Annotated in this window: 18 protein-coding genes; 1 reads left to right on the top strand and 17 read right to left on the bottom strand. The window is 30.4% G+C overall.

Going from position 1 to position 22,345, the window contains the following annotated elements:
- Positions 1-25: 25 nt before the first annotated feature.
- The 17 genes from ACJJVP_RS17530 to ACJJVP_RS17450 all read right to left on the bottom strand — a co-directional run bounded on the left by ACJJVP_RS17530 (position 26) and on the right by ACJJVP_RS17450 (position 20,901).
- On the bottom strand, positions 26-1,183 hold the full coding sequence (locus tag ACJJVP_RS17530) for a glycosyltransferase family 4 protein (protein ID WP_405415803.1): 1,158 nt from the start codon (positions 1,181-1,183) through the stop codon (positions 26-28).
- A gap of 25 nt (positions 1,184-1,208) precedes the next feature.
- Positions 1,209-2,264: a glycosyltransferase gene (locus ACJJVP_RS17525; protein WP_405415800.1), complete on the bottom strand. Its 1,056-nt coding sequence runs from the start codon at positions 2,262-2,264 to the stop codon at positions 1,209-1,211.
- The gene (locus ACJJVP_RS17520) at positions 2,265-3,365 is read right to left on the bottom strand and encodes a glycosyltransferase (RefSeq protein ID WP_405415797.1); all 1,101 of its coding nucleotides are present in this window, start codon (positions 3,363-3,365) and stop codon (positions 2,265-2,267) included.
- A gap of 4 nt (positions 3,366-3,369) precedes the next feature.
- Positions 3,370-3,960: a serine O-acetyltransferase gene (locus tag ACJJVP_RS17515; RefSeq protein WP_405415794.1), complete on the bottom strand. Its 591-nt coding sequence runs from the start codon at positions 3,958-3,960 to the stop codon at positions 3,370-3,372.
- Positions 3,961-3,984: 24 nt separating this feature from the next.
- Positions 3,985-4,890, bottom strand: a complete 906-nt coding sequence (locus tag ACJJVP_RS17510; RefSeq protein WP_405415792.1) for a glycosyltransferase family 2 protein — start codon at positions 4,888-4,890, stop codon at positions 3,985-3,987.
- Positions 4,883-6,232 carry a murein biosynthesis integral membrane protein MurJ gene (gene murJ, locus ACJJVP_RS17505; protein WP_405415790.1) on the bottom strand — a complete coding sequence of 450 codons (1,350 nt, stop codon included), beginning with the start codon at positions 6,230-6,232 and terminating at the stop codon, positions 4,883-4,885. Before murJ ends, ACJJVP_RS17510 begins: the two co-directional genes overlap by 8 nt.
- Before the next feature lie 18 nt (positions 6,233-6,250).
- Positions 6,251-7,408 carry an O-antigen ligase family protein gene (locus ACJJVP_RS17500; protein ID WP_405415789.1) on the bottom strand — a complete coding sequence of 386 codons (1,158 nt, stop codon included), beginning with the start codon at positions 7,406-7,408 and terminating at the stop codon, positions 6,251-6,253.
- Entirely contained in the window at positions 7,401-8,471 is a 1,071-nt protein-coding gene (locus tag ACJJVP_RS17495) for a glycosyltransferase family 4 protein (RefSeq protein WP_405415787.1), read from the bottom strand. Before ACJJVP_RS17495 ends, ACJJVP_RS17500 begins: the two co-directional genes overlap by 8 nt.
- 236 nt (positions 8,472-8,707) lie before the next feature.
- Positions 8,708-10,705, bottom strand: coding sequence for a hypothetical protein (locus tag ACJJVP_RS17490; RefSeq protein ID WP_405415785.1), 1,998 nt, complete (start codon positions 10,703-10,705; stop codon positions 8,708-8,710).
- Positions 10,706-11,179: 474 nt separating this feature from the next.
- Positions 11,180-12,460 (bottom strand): nucleotide sugar dehydrogenase, encoded by a 1,281-nt coding sequence (locus ACJJVP_RS17485; protein ID WP_405415782.1) that lies wholly within the window; start codon positions 12,458-12,460, stop codon positions 11,180-11,182.
- A gap of 57 nt (positions 12,461-12,517) precedes the next feature.
- Positions 12,518-13,510 (bottom strand): SDR family oxidoreductase, encoded by a 993-nt coding sequence (locus ACJJVP_RS17480; protein WP_405415781.1) that lies wholly within the window; start codon positions 13,508-13,510, stop codon positions 12,518-12,520.
- Between the two features lie 100 nt (positions 13,511-13,610).
- Entirely contained in the window at positions 13,611-14,546 is a 936-nt protein-coding gene (locus tag ACJJVP_RS17475; protein WP_405415778.1) for a hypothetical protein, read from the bottom strand.
- 1 nt (position 14,547) lies between these two features.
- Positions 14,548-15,966, bottom strand: coding sequence for an MBOAT family O-acyltransferase (locus ACJJVP_RS17470; RefSeq protein ID WP_405415776.1), 1,419 nt, complete (start codon positions 15,964-15,966; stop codon positions 14,548-14,550).
- A 68-nt stretch (positions 15,967-16,034) separates the two neighbouring features.
- Positions 16,035-16,970 carry a hypothetical protein gene (locus ACJJVP_RS17465; protein WP_405415774.1) on the bottom strand — a complete coding sequence of 312 codons (936 nt, stop codon included), beginning with the start codon at positions 16,968-16,970 and terminating at the stop codon, positions 16,035-16,037.
- Between the two features lie 4 nt (positions 16,971-16,974).
- Entirely contained in the window at positions 16,975-18,408 is a 1,434-nt protein-coding gene (locus tag ACJJVP_RS17460; protein WP_405415771.1) for an MBOAT family O-acyltransferase, read from the bottom strand.
- 76 nt (positions 18,409-18,484) lie between these two features.
- Positions 18,485-19,507 carry an NAD-dependent epimerase gene (locus tag ACJJVP_RS17455; protein ID WP_405415769.1) on the bottom strand — a complete coding sequence of 341 codons (1,023 nt, stop codon included), beginning with the start codon at positions 19,505-19,507 and terminating at the stop codon, positions 18,485-18,487.
- Positions 19,504-20,901 (bottom strand): nucleotide sugar dehydrogenase, encoded by a 1,398-nt coding sequence (locus ACJJVP_RS17450; protein ID WP_405415766.1) that lies wholly within the window; start codon positions 20,899-20,901, stop codon positions 19,504-19,506. The genes ACJJVP_RS17455 and ACJJVP_RS17450 overlap by 4 nt, the downstream gene beginning before the upstream one ends.
- Before the next feature lie 298 nt (positions 20,902-21,199).
- Between ACJJVP_RS17450 and ACJJVP_RS17445 the strand changes: the two genes are divergently transcribed.
- Positions 21,200-22,186 carry a UDP-glucuronic acid decarboxylase family protein gene (locus ACJJVP_RS17445; protein WP_405415764.1) on the top strand — a complete coding sequence of 329 codons (987 nt, stop codon included), beginning with the start codon at positions 21,200-21,202 and terminating at the stop codon, positions 22,184-22,186.
- The last annotated feature ends 159 nt before the right edge of the window (positions 22,187-22,345 follow it).

Raw genomic sequence — 22,345 nt, 5'->3', positions numbered from 1 at the left:
CTAATCTCATTTGTAGTATAAATATTTATCTATTTTCTAGTAAAGAGTTGTATTCTTTACGTAATCCTTGCCAAATTAATTTTTGGTCATATCTATTTATAATTAAATCTCTACATTTTTGAGGTGAATAAGGAGATATTTTTTGTTTAAGAAAATTAGAAATTGCTAGTTCTAGTAATTTTGTATTTTTTACAGGAACTATTATTCCGTTTTCATTGTTAATAATTATTTCATTACAGCCATTAATATCACTTGCGATTACAGGAATACCCATAGCCCCTGCCTGCATAACAACGTTGGGAAAACCTTCTCTATAGCTAGGAAATACCATGGCATTAGAAATCGCTAAGTAAGGTCTAACATCATTAATCCAGCCTATAAGTTTTATTTTAGGATGTGATTGTAAAATTTTTTCTGTCTGTAATTTGATTGGGTCTAATTCTTTTTCTTGTAAACCTCCAACGATTAATGTAACATTTGAATACGCTTGTTGGGCTTTAACAAATGCATCTACTAGCTCATGAATACCTTTATCGTTAACAATACGACCAAGAAAAATTAAAATCTTTTCCGTTTCATTGATATGTAAGCTATTTTTTAAGTCAATTTTTTCCGTGTCAGATATTAATGAAGGGTCGAAATGGGTGATATCTATACCATTAGAACTGCCTTCTCCAATAACTTTTAGTTTTATTGATTTTGTGAATCCTTCTTTTTTAACAAATTGATCTATTCCTTTAGAATTTGGATATACTTTTGTTGCGCAAGCATAGGTGAATTTTTCTACAAAATTTAGCAATACCCTTTTAGCCCCAGTTGCTTCCATTAATGGAAGCCCAGCTATAGTATGTAATCTGTTTGGAACTCTAGCTAAAAGAGCAGCCAAAAGTCCTATGGTACCTGCTTTAGGTGTATGAGTGTGTACAATTTCTGGTTTTTCTTTTTTTAGGAAAAAATAAAGCCTCCATACAGCTTGTAAATCTTTTAAAGGAGTTATTTTTCGGGTCATTTCTATGCCTTCTGTTCTAATTCCTTCTCTTTTTGTTACTTCAATTAACTCAGGACCATTTGATGAAACGCCTATTACTTCATAAAATTGATTCATATATGATAACTGACCTTTCAACAAAATTTTTAAGGATGATGAAACTGTAGTTATTCTAATAATTTTCTTTTTTGACATACTTCTTTACTTAATTATAAAATTTTCAACTAAATCTTGAATACAATTCTTGATGTTTTAGATAAATTTTATCAATATCAAATTCTGAGTTTACTTTACGTTTAAAATTTTGAGCTTTTTCTATTGCTTTTTTGTAATCTTCCATTAATTCTATCATCTTCAAATGAAAGTTGTCAAGGTTTGTTAGATATCCCGTTTCATTATCTAAGAAATCGGGAATACTACCAACTTTAGTAGTTATTACAGGTAATCCAATTGATCCGGATTCCAAAATAGAAATAGGCATTCCTTCCCATAAAGAAGGCATTATTTGGGCATTAAAATCTTTTAATATATCCGGGACATCATTTCTAAATCCCATTAGTTCAACATAATCTTGAATTTCAAGATCATCAATTTTTTGTAAAAGAGTATTTTTCAAAGGGCCATCACCCAAAAAATATATTTTAAAATTTGAATATCCTTTATCTAATAACCTTAATACTAATTCAGTAACAAAAAGAGGGTTTTTTTGTTCGGTTAAACTGCCTAAAAATAAAAATTTAAAATATTTTGGATGTTCAGTCATGAAGTCTTTACTATTTTGAAATTTAGATAAATTAATGCCATTGGGTAAAATTATGGCTTTCTTTAAATACCATTTTCTACCTCTATCTGAAAAAATTATATCTTCGACTCTCAATGATTTGGTAAAAAACAACAGCCATCTACGAATAATACTACTGACTATGTTGTTGTGTAATGTAAAAATAATTTTAATTGGAAAACCACTAAGTTTTAGGAGTATTGTAACCCATAAAGCATGAAACATATGACAATGAACTATGGGTTTTGGCTTAAAGTCATTTAAAATAATTCTCAATTTAACTAATCCTTGTCTAAGTTGCGAAAAAGAATCAATATTCAAAAATTCGCATCTTATATTCAGATTGGAAAATTTATGTTCAATATCGTTTAAACTAGTAACAGAAATAACTACTATTTCTTTTTTGTCGTTTTGAGCTCTTTGGCTTAAGTCTAAAACTAAATGTTCAGCTCCACCACCTGATAGACCAGTGATTATATGAATATTGTAGTGCATTTAACGATTGATTTTACTTAAAAAAAGATTTTCATAATCAGATATTATTTTTGTTTCATTATACCTAGTTGTTACTGCTTCCCTTACTTTCATTATATCCCAATTTTTAATAGAACCCCGTTTTATTTTTTCTAAGTATTCAGCATGGCTATTTGCTATAAAACCATTTACATCGTCGATTATAATCTCGTTAATACCTCCAGGAGCGTTAAATGCTATAACCGGTGTTCCAACGGCACAAGTTTCTAATAAAACGTTAGGAAATCCTTCAACAAACGAACCTAAAAGAAATAAATCATGTTCTTGTAATAATTTTGATACTTCATTTGAAAAAGGGATATGTCTAACTTTTTCAGTTAAGCTATAAAGTTCAATAGTATTATATATTTCTTCTTTTAGTTCTCCATCACCTACAATTGTGTAGGTAAAAGGAATTTGTAAATCTTTTAATACTTTAATAATTCTCAAATGACCTTTTCTACTAGTTAGACTGCCAACCGTTATTAATTTTAAAATCTTATTTTTCTCCTCTGTTTGATTTTTTAGTTTGTAACTATCTGATATAGGATTGTTTATTATAGAAATTTTGTCTTTTCTGAGATTATATAATTTTTCTATATCTTCTGCCATATCAATCGATTGGCAAATCATCACGTCTAATTTCTGTAGCAAGTATTCATTAATCCAAGGAGGTAGTGTTGGTTTAGAATTTCGAACTTCTGCCAATTTACTTATCACATTTACTTCTCTACCAATAAAAACTATTTTTGGGAATAAAATTTTACACAACCCAAGCATTAAGTTTAAATGTCCTATGGTTCCAAAAACGATATTAGGCTTTCCGTTAATTATGGTTTTGCAAACTGATATAAAGCTTCTTGATACCCTTTCATGATTGAGAAATTCTATTTTGACATTTAAAACTTCAAATGTTGCATCTTTTTTTGAACCAATTACATATAAAATTGCTTCAAATTTAGACTTGTCAATTTTTTGAGAAATAAAGGCAACAACACGTTCTGCGCCGCCCGCACGTAAAGAGGGGACAAAGAAAAATATTTTAATTCTTCTGTTGTTTAATGATTGTGAATTTTGTTTCAATTATTTAAATATGTTTAATTATTCTTTTAATATCAATTTCGCTAATTTTCTTTGCAGGGGATCCGCCTATTAAAATATTATTTTCTTCAAAAGATCTATGCACGGAAGAATTTGCGGCAATTGCAATATTATTCCCCAATTTTATATCACCATAAATTTTGACGCCTGGTGCAATATAGATATTGTCCCCTAATTTTGGAGCTTGTGGTTTACCCCCTGATGCACCGATATTAACACAAACTTCCATTCTACAATTTTTTCCAATTTTGGCATTACCGTTTACAACAATCGTTCCATAATGTAAAATACATAACCCAGGTCCAAATACATTAATGGGTATCGAAAAACCAAGTTTTAAAGAAATTTTCTGAAATTTAAACTGTAGGTATTTTATATAAAGTGTAATTAATAATCCTTTTTTACAATTATTAAAATATTCAAGCTTCCTTAATTGTTTTTGAAATTTCCAAGTTGGTACAGGGAAAAATTTATTTTTAAATTTTTGTTTAAATGAGTGATTAATTAAGCCTCGTGCTATAGCATCTTGTTCTATAAAATATATGTAATCACCTTTTGACTCAATTTTAGAATACATACTTGTTAAATATTTTGTTAAAATTTAAGATAATTTATATCGTAAAAATGATATAATTTTAATTGGTAGAAAAATCAAAGTTAAAATTATTGAAACGGAATGTTTCTGAATATCAAGTTTAAGGTCCTGGTCTTTATAGTTAAGTCGCGAATGAATATAATCGAATGCATAGTTCCAATAATACTTGTATCGCAGAATATCTTTTATAGAAGTGTCTTTTAATTGATAATAGGAATTGTAATATTTCTTTTTTTCAATTTCAATTCTAGTTTTCTCTTTTAAAATGAGTCCATCCGGACTATGAAAGTATTTGCGATGAAATATATTTACACACAAAAAATCATATTTTTTATTAATGTTATTCCAAGTAGCACTTTCACTTATAAAGGAAGAATCATTGTGGTACATTTTATATGTTTTTAATATATCTGTTCGCCAACTATGCCATTTTTCTCCCTTAATTTCATTTTCTCTGTTTAAAATTCTATTTTTTAAATCAACTTGCCAGAAATTGTAAGGAAATGATTCACCTACTAGGGTATTGTTTTCATCTATTACTAATGTCCATATAGTTGCAATTTTCAAAGCATGTTCAGTATTATTTACTGAGTCCCATAGAATTTTTAAATCTGAAAGAGTATCTGATGTAAATTCATCATCACTATCTGCAATTATTGTAATTGGAAATTGACAGTATTCAAAACCAAAGTTTAAAGCAAAAGGTTTTCCTTTATTTTCATTTAAAACATGATATGTGATTTTAAATAAATTTTGATTAATCCAAATACGAACCAATTCTTCGGTACCATCGTTACTGGCATCGTCTATAATAATCCATTCAAAATTTTTATATGTTTGACTTATTAATGAATTATATACTCTTGCTAGAGTATGAGCTCTATTATATGTTGGTGTAATTATGCTAAACATTTATACTATTTTCATACTGATATTTAATATATAAATATATTACTAAGGAGTTTAAAACGGATACTAAAGAAGTAGCAAGTGCTAAACCTTTTATTCCGATTATTTCTAATAACGTATAGTTAAGGGAAATATTTAAAAGAAAACTAAGTATTGAAGAAACAACCAAAAAATTATTTTTATTTATCGCTGTTAAATACTTATTCATGATAACTCCAACAATATAAAAAGGTATTTGAATAAAATACATTTGTTGGATTAAGTATACTAAATCAGTATTTTCAGAAGTGAATGCTCCTCTTTCAAAAAAAGCGATGATTATAGGTTTAGAAAGTATTATCAGAAATATAGTTAGAATAGCGGTAGCGATAAAACTCTTTTTTAAAAATTCCTTAAGCTTTAAATATACGTTAGATATACTTTTAACAGCTTCTCCTGAAAAATAAGGTAATACTGTATTGCCAATTGGGCCACTTATTAACCCAATAGTAACCATAGGTATTTTATACCCATAATTCAATGCTGCTATAGCTCCCAGTGTCAATTGAGCGGAGAAATATTGGTCTATCATTGGGTTTACACCATTAATTAGTCCAGATGTTATTTTTGCAGGAATTTGTTTTAATAAAACCTTCATATTAGCACTTCTGAAATCAGGTTTACCTAATTTTATTAACCTCTTTTTGAAACCAATAATAAGCAGGTAAATAAAACTCAAAATACTTCCACCTAAAGTGCCAATTGCTAAAGTTTTTTCTGCTAGTTGGTTATGAAAAAATAAAGCAAAAATTACACCTAAAGGGATAAAAATGGCATTTGTAGATGAAAGTAAATATTCATTATCTGTCATTAATAACCCTGTAGTCAAAGAAGAGAAGGCCCAAAAAATAATACATGGTAAAATTATAATAATTTGAGCCTTTATTAAGTCGTAATAAACCGTTTCATGTCCAGGAAATAATAACTCTAAATAGATGTTAATACCTAAATAAGTAATTAAGATCATTACAATTGCAATAGTAAAAGTTATAATATAACTAGAGGTTTGAAAAGCGCTAGTATCTTTTTGCTTATCTTTTTCTAATAGATAATTTGGTATAAAAACACTACTATATGCATTGATAAACACACTTTGAATAAAAGATGGGACGAGAATTGCAATTAAAAAGGTATCTAATAATTCTGATACTCCATATTCTTTTGCAATTAATATTTCTTTATAAAAACTAATAACCTTAACAACAACTGTAACAATACCAACGATAAGCATGTTAGTTAACAGTTGAGATTTGTCTTTTTTAAAAATATCTTTTAAATATTTTTTTAATTGTTGTAGATTTTTCAAATATGAATTTCAAATTATTTAAAGCTTAACTATCGGCATATCGTAATTAATATTGTGCAAATTAGATTTTTCTTTTATTTTTAAATGAATCCAAACATATAGTAGAATTGAATAGTAGTTAGTTAAAAAGTTATGATTGGTTAGTATAAATATACTTAATGCTAAAGTCATCATTAACAGATGCGGGCTAGATTTAAAAACTTTATTTCCTTCATACAATAAGTAAATAATATATAATATAAATATGATTATTGGTAATATGCCTGACTCGCCCCAAATTAATAAATAAGTATTGTGTACACCAACTGGTGCTTTAATACCCTTGGATCCAAAACTTCCATATCCATTTCCGCTCAAGGGGTTTTCAAATAAAGGTTCGAAATACCTACTCCAAGTATGCCATCTAGAATCTTTATTAATTCCTGCTGCTTTTTTTGAATCACCACTAAAGACAGCTCCTATCTGTTCTAACCTTTGATTTTTTACTGGTAAAAATTCATTGAAAATGAGTAACATACTAAGTAGCCCAAAACCAAATAATAACATTCGAGCATTTTTAAAACTTAATCTTATAGATAGAAGATTAATTAACAGCCAGGAAAGAATGAACGTTCTTGAAAAGGTTAATAAACCTAAAATCGTGAATAATAATTTACCCACTAATCTATACTTTTTAGGCATAGCATATGTAATGGAAAAACCAATTAAACAAATTAAACCGGCATTATTAGGGTCTAAATAAAACCCACTATATCTTCCGTAATCAGCTTTGGGGTCATTAAAAAGAAACATGTTTCCAATGATGGATAGGGATCCAATGAGCATAATTATCCATATTTCTTTTTTTGTTGAATGTTTCATTATTTCATAGCCTCCCCATATTATTATAAAATATTTTATAATAATTATAATGAATTCTAAAAATTCAGGCATGTATTTTTGCTCTGCGAGACTACTTAGAGTAAAGAAAAGAATTCCAAAGATTAATAAAGGTTTATCATTACCGCTTTTTCCATTTACTATGGTATATAAAAGAATTAAACCAAATGAAAAATAACTAATTAAAGAGGATATTGTGGAGCTTCCATATATTAAAATAAAACTTGGAAGATTCCATAGAATAATTGATATTGTTAGATATCTAATAAATTTAGAAAAAACAGAATTTTTATCCATTAATAACACTTTTTATTAATTTGTCCCATTTCATTATAACTTTATTCAAACTATAGTTCTCTAAGCTTATTTTTGCATTTGTGCCTAATTGTTCCATTAATTCTTCATTTTCAATCAAATGGTAAATACTAGATTTTAATATTTCGCTATTCTGATTTTCAATTAAAAATCCATTTTTATTATGATTTATTAAGTCACTAGGTCCTGATATACAGTCATAAGCTACACATGCCATTCCATTAGACAAGGCTTCTATTAATACCATAGGAAGTCCTTCACTTTTCGAAGGGAGTATGAAAAGCTTAGAATTTTGCATAATTTCTTCCATGTTATTGCAAAAGCCTAAAAAGTCAACTTGATTTTGAATTTTTAGATTATTTGTTAAATCTTGCAAAAGTTTTAGGCCATTATCTCCATTTCCTGCGATAATTAATTTCCATTCAGGATTATTTTTTAGGATAGGTGCTATAATAGGTAAAAACTTGTCGAACCCTTTAACCTGGTACCTATTAAGTGAGCCTGCAATTAAAATGTTTTTTTGCCTTTGTTTAAATGGTTTGGTCTTGAAGGGAAGTTCAACTGGGTTAGGCATTATAACAACATTCGCTTTAAGATTTTTGTAAAAAGGAACATCATAAGAGGTGAGTACTGTTGTCGCATCTGCATATCTGTACAGAATTTTTCTTATCCATTTAAATTTCGATGATGGGTTTGCTAAATGGTTATTATGTTCACTAATAATTACCTTAATGTTAAATATACAACCCATTAATATTGCTATTAAATTATTGGATGGCATAAATGAAATTAAGATATCTGGTCTATTATTCTTTTTTTTATAATATTTAAATGAATTTATAAATGATCTTATAGAATGATTTTTAATTTTTCCATAATGTAAATTTACTTTTGCTACTGATGGATTTGTTTTATATGCGTTTCCTGGGTTAAAAGTAATTAAGTTTACTATATTATCTTTATTACTAAATGCATTAGCTAAAGTTACCATGACCCTTTCTGCTCCACCACCTACAATTGCATTTATCATTAGGTCAATTTTCATAATTTATTTTTAAAAGTTAAAATTACTTATCCATTGCAAAGATAAGCTCATATCCTTAAACTAATCAATAACTAGTTGAATGGAATTTTTTATCGACTGAAGAATACTAAACGTTTTTTTCAAAATAATATTTTTAAGATAATTCTATAAAAAAGAAGATTTCTTATTTCACCCGTTTTTTGAACATAAAAAAAAGGCCTTAAGCCTTTTTTTATTTTTTATTTTTTGTTTTAAAGTTAATCCACTTGATTCATATATTCTTCGATGTTTTCGTAACCATCTCCATCGAAATCATCTCTGTAACTTTGGGTTAGATTTCCAAATGTTTTAATTTCCCAAGCATCCGCCATACCATCATTATCAGTGTCAAATGAATTTGACCTGGTACTGTTTGGAATACTAGGTAATATCCATTCAGCTACCTGATGCCAAGTATGGTCAATTCTATTTTCGGCAATTGCTAAAACCTTACTATCAAAAGAATCGTGATATATTTGAACAGTTCCATCATTATCTAGATATTTATTTGCTCCGACATTTCTGTCAATAATTTTTTCTTGATAAATTTCTAGAGCTGTATCAAGTTCTTTTTGATTTGGAATTCCTGTAAGATTTAGTTGTGTAAATGATAAAAAAGAGTTATCTAGTTTTACGGTACGATCAGTGAAATCTGTCCACATTAATGAATTGTCAACTGTTGCATTTGATAATAACGTTGAATTGAAACCCTCGTAAATATTACCACTTGAATAAATTTTAGGGGTATCATTCAATCCTAACTCTTGGTGTGCATTTGTAATATTATTGTTGGTGCTAGGACTAAAAATGTAATTATTAATATGATTTAATTGCAAATTGTAGTATGCGTTAATCATTTTACTTGCCGCATCATAGACAACATTATTGTTGATTTCACCTTGTCCATTGTAAGCTATGTTTGGTGTTCTATTACTTCCGATTATAACATTTCCTAAATAACTTATATTGTCAATATAATCCTGAGGGTTGTTGGGTCTGTTTGGATTTATAGCAGTGAACATATTGGTATGTCCATCAGCTACTAAATTATTTTGAAAAGTTAGTCCGTACATAGTAGAACCTTCTGCAACTAAATGCTCATCAATAAAGCCGCCCATATTTTTGTCATAAGAAAAAGAAGCGGAACAATGATCGACCATTATATTATTTCCTCCGTAAAACAAAAATGCCCAAGTATAAGCGTCATCATCTGCTATACCATTTGTATTTCCTTTATTACCATCTGAGTTAAAGATGGGTCTACTTCTTATATATCTGAATATTAAGTTGCTTCCATCGCCGAATCTACCGTTGATTTTAAATGAACCTCCTGTCAATGTTATGCCTCCTTGCGGTGCTGATTGTCCGAAAATAGTTTTATTATTAACATTACTCATACCATCGTAACCATATTGAGATTGGGTGCCTCCAACTCCTAATTCAATATTTCCTGATATATTAAACACTATATAACCTATATTTTCATTCTGCATGGCGGAAAAAAGACCGCCTGTATAGTATTCATCATTTCCATTTTCAGCTGGGTAATAGGTTAAAGCTTTATTACGATCAAGGGTGTTAATAATTGCTAGAACCTTACCTCGCCCGCCAGTAGCATTTGATCCACCGCCATAAGCATTTGGGAAGGCTTTTACAGGACCATCATTGTCAGTTACAGAGATAGTGACCGTAGCCTCTTCTTGAGTAACAGCTCCGGTTTCTTCATCAACTACTTCTGCAGTATAAGTAAAGCTGTCTTCCTCGGGTGTTGTCGTTTCTTCAGGTGTTGTCGTTTCTTCAGGTGTTGTCGTTTCTTCAGGAGTTGTCGTTTCTTCCGGTGTCGTCGTTTCTTCCGGTGTCGTCGTTTCCTCCGTAGTTGTTGTTTCTTCCGTTGAAGAATCAGTTCCCGTCTTATAAGTTAAAGTGTTATCATCATTGATGGTAATACTACCGTTAACTGGGGTAGAGGTTTCTATAATGGTCACATTAGAGCTACCGCTTATATTATCATTATTCAATACATCCATTAAAATAGAATTTTGACCTGGAGCCATATAAAAACTATCATTGGTTAGAATGGTGATACTTTGTAACCCATCATCCTTATTAATGACATATTCAGATAAAAGGTCTGCATCTTTAGTACAAGAAAATAGTAAGAAAAAGGCAAAAAATGACAGGGTCAATTTTGAAGAAAATCTTAGAAACTTTGACATAAGTAGGTACTTTGCTTTTGAATTAAAAAAAATACTATTTGGGTTGCAATAATAATCTAATAATTTTATTGGTCGATGAAATAACTATTTTTTTCGATGAACTGCATGTTTTGTTTTGGGGCACTTGAAGTTCAACGCTGTATTTCAATTTTTATTTTTAATTATTTAGTTAATCGATTAAAGGTAAATACCTTATAAAATCATTGATTAATTATTTTCAACTTCATTGTTACGACAGTATTCGGTTAATTGGATGTTTTTGATCGATGAAATACACATCTTTTTATGCATATTCGACCAAATACTACTTTCGTTAACATCTTTTTAAGAAATCGGACTATTTTATTGATTCATTAAATAAAATGATTGACTCAAAAAATAAATGGTTTTGAAGCTAATTTAAATTTTAGAAAAAAAAGCTTGTATGAAATTTTACTTTCATACAAGCCATCAGTTTTTATTGCTAGAATTAGATTATAATCTACCGTCTACATCTTTGGTAAGTATACCTTTAACGTCGTATAAAATACCTTCGGGTTTCAATAAACTCTTTAGTTCCATTTCTAAATACTCTTTATGAGCTACCGTTAAAACGATAGCATCATATTTTTCAGTAGGTAATTCTTTAATAACCTCCATTTTGTATTCATGAGCTACCTCTTTGGCAGAGGCCCATGGATCATAAATAGTGACATTGGTACCGTAAGATTTTAGATTGCTTATAACATCGACAGCTTTTGTATTTCTAACATCAGGACAGTTTTCTTTAAAGGTAATACCCAAAACTAGAATGTTACTTCCTTTTACTTTAATGTCTTTATTGACCATTAATTTTACCACTTCTGAAGATACATATTTACCCATGGTATCGTTCATTCGTCTACCAGCCAAAATAATTTCTGGATGATAACCAAATTCTTGTGCTTTTTGAGCGAGGTAATATGGATCGACTCCAATACAATGACCTCCAACTAAACCGGGTTTAAAGGGAAGGAAATTCCATTTAGTACCTGCTGCTTCTAAAACATCATGAGTGTCAATACCCATTAAGTTAAATATTTTCGCCAGTTCGTTCACAAAGGCAATGTTGATGTCACGTTGCGAATTTTCTATTACTTTCGCTGCTTCTGCTACTTTTATTGTAGGTGCCAAATGTGTACCGGCCGTTATAACAGATGCGTAGAGTTCATCTACTTTTTTACCAACTTCAGGTGTTGATCCCGAGGTAACTTTAAGAATTTTTTCTACAGTATGTTCTTTATCACCTGGGTTAATACGTTCTGGTGAGTAGCCTGCAAAAAAGTCTTTATTATATATTAAACCGCTTTCTTTTTCTAGTACAGGTATACACTCGTCTTCTGTAACGCCAGGATATACTGTAGATTCATAAATTACCGTATCTCCTTTTTTTAATACTTTGCTAACAGTCTCTGAGGCTTTGTATAAAGGGGTTAATATAGGGCGGTTAGTACTGTCTACAGGTGTTGGTACGGTAACAATATAATAGTTGCAATCTGCTATATCCTCTAATTGGTTACTACAGAATAATCCGGTTTCCATTTTAGGACCATCTTTTAAAACACCTTGTAAAATATCATCTTCTACTTCTAAGGTGCTATCATGACCTGTTCTAAGTTCGTCTATACGGGCAGTGTTGATATCGAAACCAACAACGGGATATTTGGTAGCAAATAACCTAGCTAGTGGCAACCCTACATATCCTAATCCAATAATAGCAATTTTTATATCTTTCATAATATTGTACTTCGGTTATTTTTGATAACCATAAAATTTTATTTTAACTCAGAAATCTTATTTCAAATTTTCCCAATACCATTTTACCGCTTCTTTAAGTCCGGTCTTAATATCATATTGAGGGTCGTAATTTAGTAATTCTTTTGCTTTATCAACAGAGGCTAGAGAATGTGGTACATCTCCAACGCGTGTAGGACCATATATATTTTTTACATCTTTGATCTTAGCATCATATTCCCCTAAATATTCTTTTAAAAGGGCGGTAAGCTCATTTAAATCTGTACGCTCGCCATATGCGGTATTATATACGGTATTTATAGCGTTTTGGTTGTCGGATACTATAGCACGAATATTCATTTGAATAACGTTGTCTATATATGTAAAATCTCTAGAAAAAGAACCATCACCATTGATGACAGGAGATTCGTGATTCATGAGCTGCATAACAAATTTTGGAATTACCGCAGCATAAGCGCCGTTGGGGTCTTGTTTTCTGCCAAAAACATTGAAATAGCGTAAACCAATGGTTTCGATACCATAAGTTTTACTGAATACATCGGCATATAGTTCATTAACATATTTAGTGATTGCATATGGGGAAAGTGGCTTACCTATAATGTCTTCCACTTTAGGCATATTCGTAGAGTCACCATAGGTAGATGAACTAGCCGCATATATAAAACGAGTTACTTTTGCTTCTCGTGCAGCTACCAGTATATTTAAAAACCCTGATACATTAACATCATTACTAGTTATAGGGTCATTGATTGACCTTGGTACAGATCCCAAAGCAGCTTGATGTAAAATGTAATCAACACCTTCGCAGGCTTTTTGGCAATCGTTGAAGTTTCTGATATCACCTTCAATTAAAGTGAAATTTGGGTTATTTGCTAATTGGCTAAGGTTTTCTCGTTTACCAGTTGCAAAATTATCTAGGCAAGAAACTTTATTACCGTTTTGAATTAAGGCATGACAAAGGTTGGAGCCAATAAAACCTGCGCCCCCGGTAACAAGAATATGGTAGTTGGAATTTAGATTGTATAAACTCATTTATTATAATTATGTATATGAAGTTGTATATAAGAACTTATGAAATTGAGCATTAGTATTTTTAGACGCTAATTATTTAATATTCACTTTTCTCAAAAATTTATTTTAATTTATTTAATTTGGATTTTATGGAGTCGGTAAATATTTCAGCTCCAGTGTTTGATAAATGAGAATTATCTCGCCAATAGTCTAATGAATTGTTATTATTGAAAAATGTGGTCATGTTCCAATATTCAATATTTTTTTGACTTAATAGATTACTTAAAATATAATCGTCGTCTTTACAATTGTCTTGATAAATAGGAGCGGTGAATAGAATTAATTTTTTATTATTTTCCTTGCAAAACAAAGAGATCTCATCTAAATATTGTTCATAGATAGGGTTAAGTTTAAGTTCGTTTGAACAGGGCTCATTTACCTTATTTTCAAGTACTGTTTTGAAAATACGCTTTTGTTCGTCTGTAATATAAATAGGGTCGTAGCCGAAATATGTGTTGATATCATAATTAGGCGAAAAATAATTTTTAAACAGACCCATAACCGTACCATTAAAATTTAATGACCAGAATATTTGATTCATAATTTTATTCTTGCCTAATGTATTGTATTCATTCTTTATGGTATTATTTTGATGGTATAATTTAGATAGCCCTGCAATGTCGTCACCTTTATAATTGCTATCTAGTGAATATTTAGGTGAAATGTGCAAAAGAATAATTTGTTCTTTGTTTAATGGTAGTGTTTTTAATAAAGTTGCAGAAAAAGCAATTTTAGTGCCATCTAGCCCCATATTAAATGACTTCTTAGAAATTTTGATATTGTCAATATGATGATTGGCTCTTGAACTGCCAAGAACTATGAAATCTAAATTATCTTTTTCTTTTAAAAATTGATTTACTTTACCTCCACTAGCTCCAGTATAGACATTTTTATTAAGAGTTTCTAGCCCAAAATAGACTGCTTTATCTAAAGCATATGTAATTGAAACTACTAAAAGTGTTAGTTTAAGAATATATGAAAGGTTGTCTTTATTCATATTAAAATTGAAAATAAATAAAGTTGTTAGATGTAGAGTAGAACAAATTGGTTAGTACAATTAGCATACTACTAATTATTGCGATTTTTAAAGGGGTGAAATTTTTTCCAAAATTTTCAAGAGGTAATTCTTTTTTAAATAAGTAGAAGTCAAACGCAATGCCTAATGTCAAGACAAATAAAGAATTGACCATTACATTAATGTCACCAATAAAAGGTAGCCCCCCTTCAAATATTATAATTTTTTTAATTGTTGTAATAGCATCTGTAAGCGTTGTAGCTCTAAAAAATACCCATGACATCAATACAATAAAGAATGTTATGGGATATCCTAAAAAACCTAATTTATTTAGAAAACTAAACTGGTGATTTGATTTTACGTATTTTTCAATACTTAAAACTAAACCATGTATGCCTCCCCATATGATAAAATTATATGAGCTTCCGTGCCATAATCCTCCGAGTAGCATAGTTATCATTAAGTTTCTATAGGTGATTTTAATACCCTTTCGATTACCTCCTAATGAAATGTACAAATAATCTCTTAACCAAAAAGATAATGAAATATGCCATTTTCGCCAGAATTCTGTCAACGATTTTGAGAAGTAAGGAAGGTTAAAATTTTGATGAAATTTAAAGCCCATTAATTTTGCAGTTCCTATTGCAATATCTGAATATCCTGCGAAGTCAAAATAAATTTGAAATGCATAAAAAAAAGTTGCTAGTAATACGGTACTTGAATTGTATAATCCAGGATCAGCATAAATGGTGTCAATATATGTTGCAAGTGTATCTGCAATCACAATCTTTCTGAACAAGCCAATAAAAATTTGTAAAATACCTTCATTAAACCACTCTTTGTTAAAAGTTCTTTTCTTTTCTATTTGTGGTAACAAATTAGAAGCTCGCTCAATAGGGCCAGCTACCAGTTGTGGAAAGAATGCTATATAAGTAAAGAATGAAAGTACGCTGGTTGTGGGCTTAAAGCTGCCTCTATAAATATCAATAGTGTAGCTTAATGTTTGAAATGTATAGAAGCTTATACCAACGGGTAATATAATATTTAAAGTTAAATCATTTGGTTGCCAACCGGTTATCGATACTGCTTGAGTAAATGATTCTGCGAAAAAATTATAATACTTGAATATGGAGAGGAAACCTAAATTGGCAACTAAACTGACTATTAGCCAGAACTTCTTTCTTTTTTCTGAATTTGCCTTAAATATAGATAAGCCAGCAACATAATCTATTACAGAACTTATTATGATTAAAGAAAGGAATCGCCAGTCCCACCAAGCATAAAAAATATAGCTAGCCGTTAGAAGTAGTAAATTCTGTAGTGTTAACTTTTTGCTTAAATACCAGAAAAGGATAAATACTATAGGAAAAAAAAATAAAAATTCTATAGAGTTGAATAGCATTGTCTATTTCAAAATTTGTAAATATGTTAATTAGAACTTCTATTCTTAAATTTTATTATAAAATACGTTTAAAATTGATTGTTATTATAAAATTGTTCTAGATTTTTAGAAATTTGTGTTGCGGCTTCTTCATGTCCAACACAAGTCCAATGAGGGTCATGGTCAAAAGACCACTCTTTTTCATTATTATCAATAAGAATGAAAAAGTTGAAATTAAAATCTTTTAAGATTGATATAATTTTTTTATTTGGCTTGGGTCTAAAGACAAATGTTATGTTTTCTTTATTGTAATGATCATTTGTAAATGAAATTAATTTGTGAATTTCATTAATCTGTTTTTCATTTAGAGAGTTCTTGTTAGAATGGGAAACCTTTGGCTTTGTTGGATTTGGAACTTTCTTTTTTAAAGGATAATTTGAATAGAGGTAATAAATAAATTTCCAATTATAAAGAATTTTTTTAATGCCTGGAGAATTTAATTTTCCAGGAACTATTGTATTAGTTTTGCTATTATATTGTGTGATATCGGACATTTTTCTTAGAAGGGCCGAACTTTCTGTAAAATCTCCATCATGTACATAGATTAGCTGATGTATTGGTTTCAATGTGTCTAATTTGGAAGCAATCTCCATTGCTTCAATGAAAGAAACCCCTGATCTAGATGCTTCGTAAAAATTGAAATCTGGCATCATTGTTTGCAGAAGAACAGATTGTCGACAAGAATCTGGATTCATAAAATTTTCAACATATGAATCTCCGATAATGGTAATCAGGTTATTTTTTGATTTGGGTAATTGACCTGGCCAGCCATCTTCGTTTATTTGCCATGAATGAGTTCCGCCTACCCAATAACCTGTTTGATTAGGATTGTATTTTTGTATTTTATTTTCATCGATTACTCTACTAGGTATATCTGAAGTTGCATAGCATACACGTGTGATTACTTCACCAAATAGAAGAAATACGATGCAAAATAAAATGATGTTTTTTATAAATAAACTCATTATATCAAAATTGAAAGTATATAAATTCTTGTTCCTGACCTGCGTACAAAAACAATAATAGAATAAGACCTAAGTAAAACAACCATCTTAAATATTTAGGTATAATCTGTAATTTTTCTATAGCAAATTTTGATTTTCTCCCTAACCATTCAATGAAAAGAAATAATATAATTAAATAAGGTATTTCTTTAGGTATTAACAATGAAATTGTACCGGCTTTATTACTAAAGATGTGAGATATGTATGCAAAAGCATGAGTGAGTGAGTCGGCTCGAAAAAAGATCCATGCTAGTACAGTTAGTGAAAATGTAACTAACATTTGGATGATTTCTTTAATATTTGGTAACCAACTATTTTCTGCCACTATATTGGTATTTACACGGTTTTTATTTTGGAGAAGTAATGGTAAGAAGTAAATAGCATTCAAAAAACCCCAGAAAATAAATGTCCAATTTGCTCCGTGCCAAAAACCACTTACAAGAAAAATTATAAAAGTGTTTCTGATTTTCATCTTCATACCACCTTTGCTGCCACCAAGTGGTATATATAGGTAATCTCTAAACCAGGTAGATAATGAAATGTGCCATCTTCTCCAAAATTCTGCAATATCTCTAGAGAAATAGGGATATGCAAAATTCTGCATTAAATCAAAACCAAATAAACGGGATGTGCCAATGGCAATATCAGAATACCCGCTGAAGTCACCATAAATTTGAAAGGTAAAAAATATAGCTCCTATAATAAGTGTCCCCGAGTCATAATCTGAATAATCATTAAATATGATATTGGCGTATTTGGCACAATTATCTGCAATGATTACTTTCTTAAATAGTCCCCATAATATTTGCCTTAGTCCTAATACTGCTTGTGTATAGTCAAAATGTCGCTTCTTGTAAAATTGTGGTAAAAGATTTGTAGCTCTTTCGATAGGACCAGCGACAAGTTGAGGGAAGAAACTTACAAATGCCGCAAAAGCAATAAAGTTAGTAGTTGGTTCTAGCTTCTTTTTGTAAACATCGATTGTATAACTTAAAGTTTGAAATGTATAAAAACTTATACCAATGGGTAATATAATATTTAGTGTATTCGGCGTTATCTGTTTGCCAAAAAGCAAAAAAGCGTCGGTAAAACTTTCTATGAAGAAATTGTAGTATTTAAAAAATCCTAGAAAGCCTAAGTTAATAATAATACTTACCCATAAATAGATTTTTCTCTTAATTGGGGCTTGTTCTTTTTTTAATAAAAACCCTATAGTGAAATCAATAAATGTGCTAAATATTATTAAAGATAAAAATCGCCAATCCCACCATCCATAAAATAGATAACTGGCGCCAACGATTAATAAATTTTGAAGTTTTAATTTTTTTGGAAATATAAACCAATAGATAAAGAATACTATTGGTAAAAAAATTGCAAATTCAATAGAATTAAAAAGCATTTATTTTAATTTTTTAAGTATAGGATTTACTCAATACCTTAGGTGAAAGAATATCTACTTTTTAAATGAAAAATGACTAATTTAAATAGTATTCTTTGTACCAGTCAACAAACTGTTGAACACCTTCTTTAATCGGTGTATTTGGACTATAGTCATAATCGGCAATGAGATCATCTACATTGGCCCAAGTTCTTTCAACATCACCTGGTTGCATGGGGTACATGTCTTTTTTAGCAACGGTATCTAAACTTTCTTCTATCGCAGTAATAAAATCCATTAGTTTAACAGATTTACTATTTCCGATATTATAAATTTTAAATTGTTCGCTATTTTCTTGCTCTTCAATTGGTTTTTGAATAATTCTGACCACACCTTCTGTAATATCGTCAATGTAGGTAAAGTCACGTTCTAATTTACCGTTGTTAAAAACCTTGATAGGTTTGTTGTTAACTATAGCATCTGTAAATAAGAACATAGCCATATCTGGTCGACCCCATGGACCGTACACAGTAAAAAATCGTAACCCAGTAGTTTTAAACCCATACAAATGTGCATAGGTATGCGCCATAAGCTCATTACTTTTTTTAGTAGCGGCATAAAGACTGATTGGGTGATCTACGGCATCACTCGTTTCAAATGGTATTTTTTCATTTAGCCCATAAACACTTGAGCTACTTGCATATACCAAATGTTTGATTTTGAAATTTCTACAACACTCTAAAATATTAAGAAACCCGACTACGTTGCTATCTACATACACCTCAGGGTTTTCTATGCTATAACGTACACCTGCCTGAGCTGCTAAATTACAAACTTTGTCAAATGCTTGACTTTCAAATAGTGAAGGAAGGTTTTCACGATCTTCTAATGCTAGACGAATAAAAGAAAAATTTTCACTTGTTTTGCTAAATGCAAGATTATTGAAAATTTCGGCATCGGTTTTATCGATGCCTAATTCCTTTAATCTATCATACTTTAAGTTAATATCATAGTAGTCGTTGATGTTATCTAAACCAACTACAGTATGCCCTTTCTCTAAAAGTGATTTAGCAACAAAAAAACCAATAAAGCCAGCCGCACCTGTAACTAAAATTTTCATGATTGCCCTATTTTGTAATAATTAAACCCTAAAGAATTCATTTTTTCGGTGTCTAATAAACGTCTGCCATCAAAAACAAATGCAGGTTTTAACATATTTTCATATATAGTAGCCCAATCATAGGTTTTAAATTCATCCCATTCCGTTAAAATAGCTATGGCATGTGCTTTTGAAGCTCCTTCGATAGGGTCGTTCGTTACTTTTAGCAATCTTCTGTTTTCTTCAGGAGAACGTGTGCCTAAATAATCTAAATCTGCATAAATACGTTCTGCAGAAACTTTAGGGTCATAAACCAATATCTCAGCTTGTTCTGCCAATAAGGCGTCTGCTACAGCTATTGCCGGTGACTCTCTAGTATCGTTGGTGTCTTTTTTGAACGCCCAACCATAAAGAACTATTTTTTTACCTGAAATTGTGTTGTAAAGTGATGAGATCATGTGTTCTGCAAAACGACTTTTTTGATAATCGTTTGCAATAATCACTTGTTCCCAATAATCAGCTACTTCGGTTAGACCATAAGAGCGTGCAATATATACTAGGTTTAGAATGTCTTTCTGAAAACAAGAACCGCCAAAACCAACTGAGGCATTTAAAAATTTTGATCCAATACGGCTATCATAACCAATTGCCCTAGAAATCTCTTGTATGTTGGCATCTGTTTTTTCGCATAGCGCAGAAATGGTATTTATAGATGAAACACGTTGTGCTAAAAATGCGTTGGCAACTAACTTAGATAGTTCAGAAGACCAAACATTGGTTTGTAATACACGTTCTTTGGGTAGCCATTGTTCGTATATAGAGCTTAGTGTGTCCTTAGCTTCTTGGCCAGATGGTGTATCGTCGCCACCAATTAGAACTCTATCTGCATTTAAAAGGTCATCGATAGCAGTACCCTCTGCCAAAAATTCTGGATTCGATAATATTTCAAAATTTACTTTATTACCTGTATGTTGAAGTATGCTTTTGATAGCACTAGCGGTACGTACCGGTAATGTTGATTTTTCAACAACAATTTTATCATCTTTGGCAACCTTGGCAATATTTCTTGCGCAAAGTTCAACAAATTTTAAATCTGCTGCTTGCCCTTTTCCCTTACCATAAGTTTTTGTAGGGGTGTTTACAGATATAAATATAATTTGAGCTTCATCAATCGCTTTATCTACTTCTGTAGAGAAAAAAAGGTTTTTATTTCTTGCCTTACCTACAATTTCTTTTAAGCCTGGTTCATAAATAGGTAGATTGTCTAAGTTGCTATCATTCCAACTATTGATTCTTTCTTGGTTGATATCTACAACGGTAACCTTAATATCTGGACATTGACTTGCGATAACTGACATAGTTGGACCACCTACGTAACCTGCGCCAATACAGCAAATATTTGTGATTTTTTTCATATTTTTAAATTGAATCTATTGCAAAACTTGCAAAGATAAATGAATAAGTAATATTTAGTCGTTAAAGAGTTTATTTAATGGTTTTCATGTTTTTTCCTGCAATAGATGTTTTAATAATATGTAACCTATAATAAAGGTATTACATCGTTAGAACATAAAATCATTCTTATGGTGAACTGCTTTTTTAACAGTTTAGTATGATTTCATCCAATATTTTTGGATTTGAAAGTATTTTCTGTATTCCTTTTTTGTGCTTCCTATCATTGACCTATCTTCGTGAAACCTAAATAACAATATTTTGAAAAAAGTTTTAATTACCGGTGGAGCTGGATTTTTAGGATCACATCTCTGCGATAGATTTATAAAAGAAGGTTATCACGTAATTGCTATGGATAATCTTATTACAGGAGATATCAAAAATTTGGAGCATTTGTTTCACTTAGAACAATTCGAATTTTTTCACCATGATGTAACAAAATTTGTTCATATCTCTGGAGATTTAGATTATATTCTACATTTCGCCTCTCCGGCAAGTCCGATAGATTACCTTAAGATTCCAATTCAAACCTTAAAGGTTGGTGCTCTTGGTACACATAACTTGTTAGGGTTGGCTAAAGAAAAAAATGCTAGAATTTTAATAGCATCAACTTCTGAGATATATGGAGACCCATTAGTACACCCACAAACTGAAGAGTATTATGGAAATGTAAATACTATTGGACCGCGTGGTGTGTATGATGAAGCCAAGCGTTTTATGGAATCGATAACAATGGCTTACAATAGATTTCATGGTGTTGAAACAAGAATAGTTAGGATTTTTAATACGTATGGACCTAGAATGCGTTTAAATGACGGAAGGGTTATACCGGCTTTTATAGGTCAGGCATTACGAGGTGAAGATTTGACAGTATTTGGTAAAGGAGATCAAACAAGATCTTTTTGTTATGTAGATGATGAAGTCGAAGGTATATATAGGTTGCTTTTAAGTGATTATGATATGCCTGTTAATATTGGTAACCCACATGAGATTACAATTAGAGATTTTGCAGAGGAAATCATTAAATTAACCGGTACAACGCAGAAAGTTATTTTTAAGCCGTTGCCACAAGACGATCCTATGCAACGCCAACCAGATATTTCTAAGGCAAAAGAGATTTTAAATTGGGAGCCAAAAGTTTTAAGGGAAGAAGGTATGAAGAAGACTTATGAGTATTTTAAATCTTTACCTTCTGATGATTTATATAAAAGAGATCATAAAGATTTTAGTACTTATAATAAGGTGTAAGTTGTTTCGTTATAGTATCTGAAAATAGAGTAGGTGAGAATTTAACGGCACATATTTTTGATGATAAAACAGTAACTATCCTATGGTATATAGGATAGTTCTAATCTAAGAAAAGAGCTCGTTAAAAGGTAGGAATATACTTTAAAAGTAATGTTAAAA

The sequence above is a fragment of the Maribacter sp. Asnod1-A12 genome (assembly GCF_045063735.1).
Taxonomy (GTDB): Bacteria; Bacteroidota; Bacteroidia; order Flavobacteriales; family Flavobacteriaceae; genus Maribacter.
The sequence above is the reverse complement of the archived record's forward strand: the minus strand, read 5'-3'. Positions and strand labels throughout refer to the sequence as shown.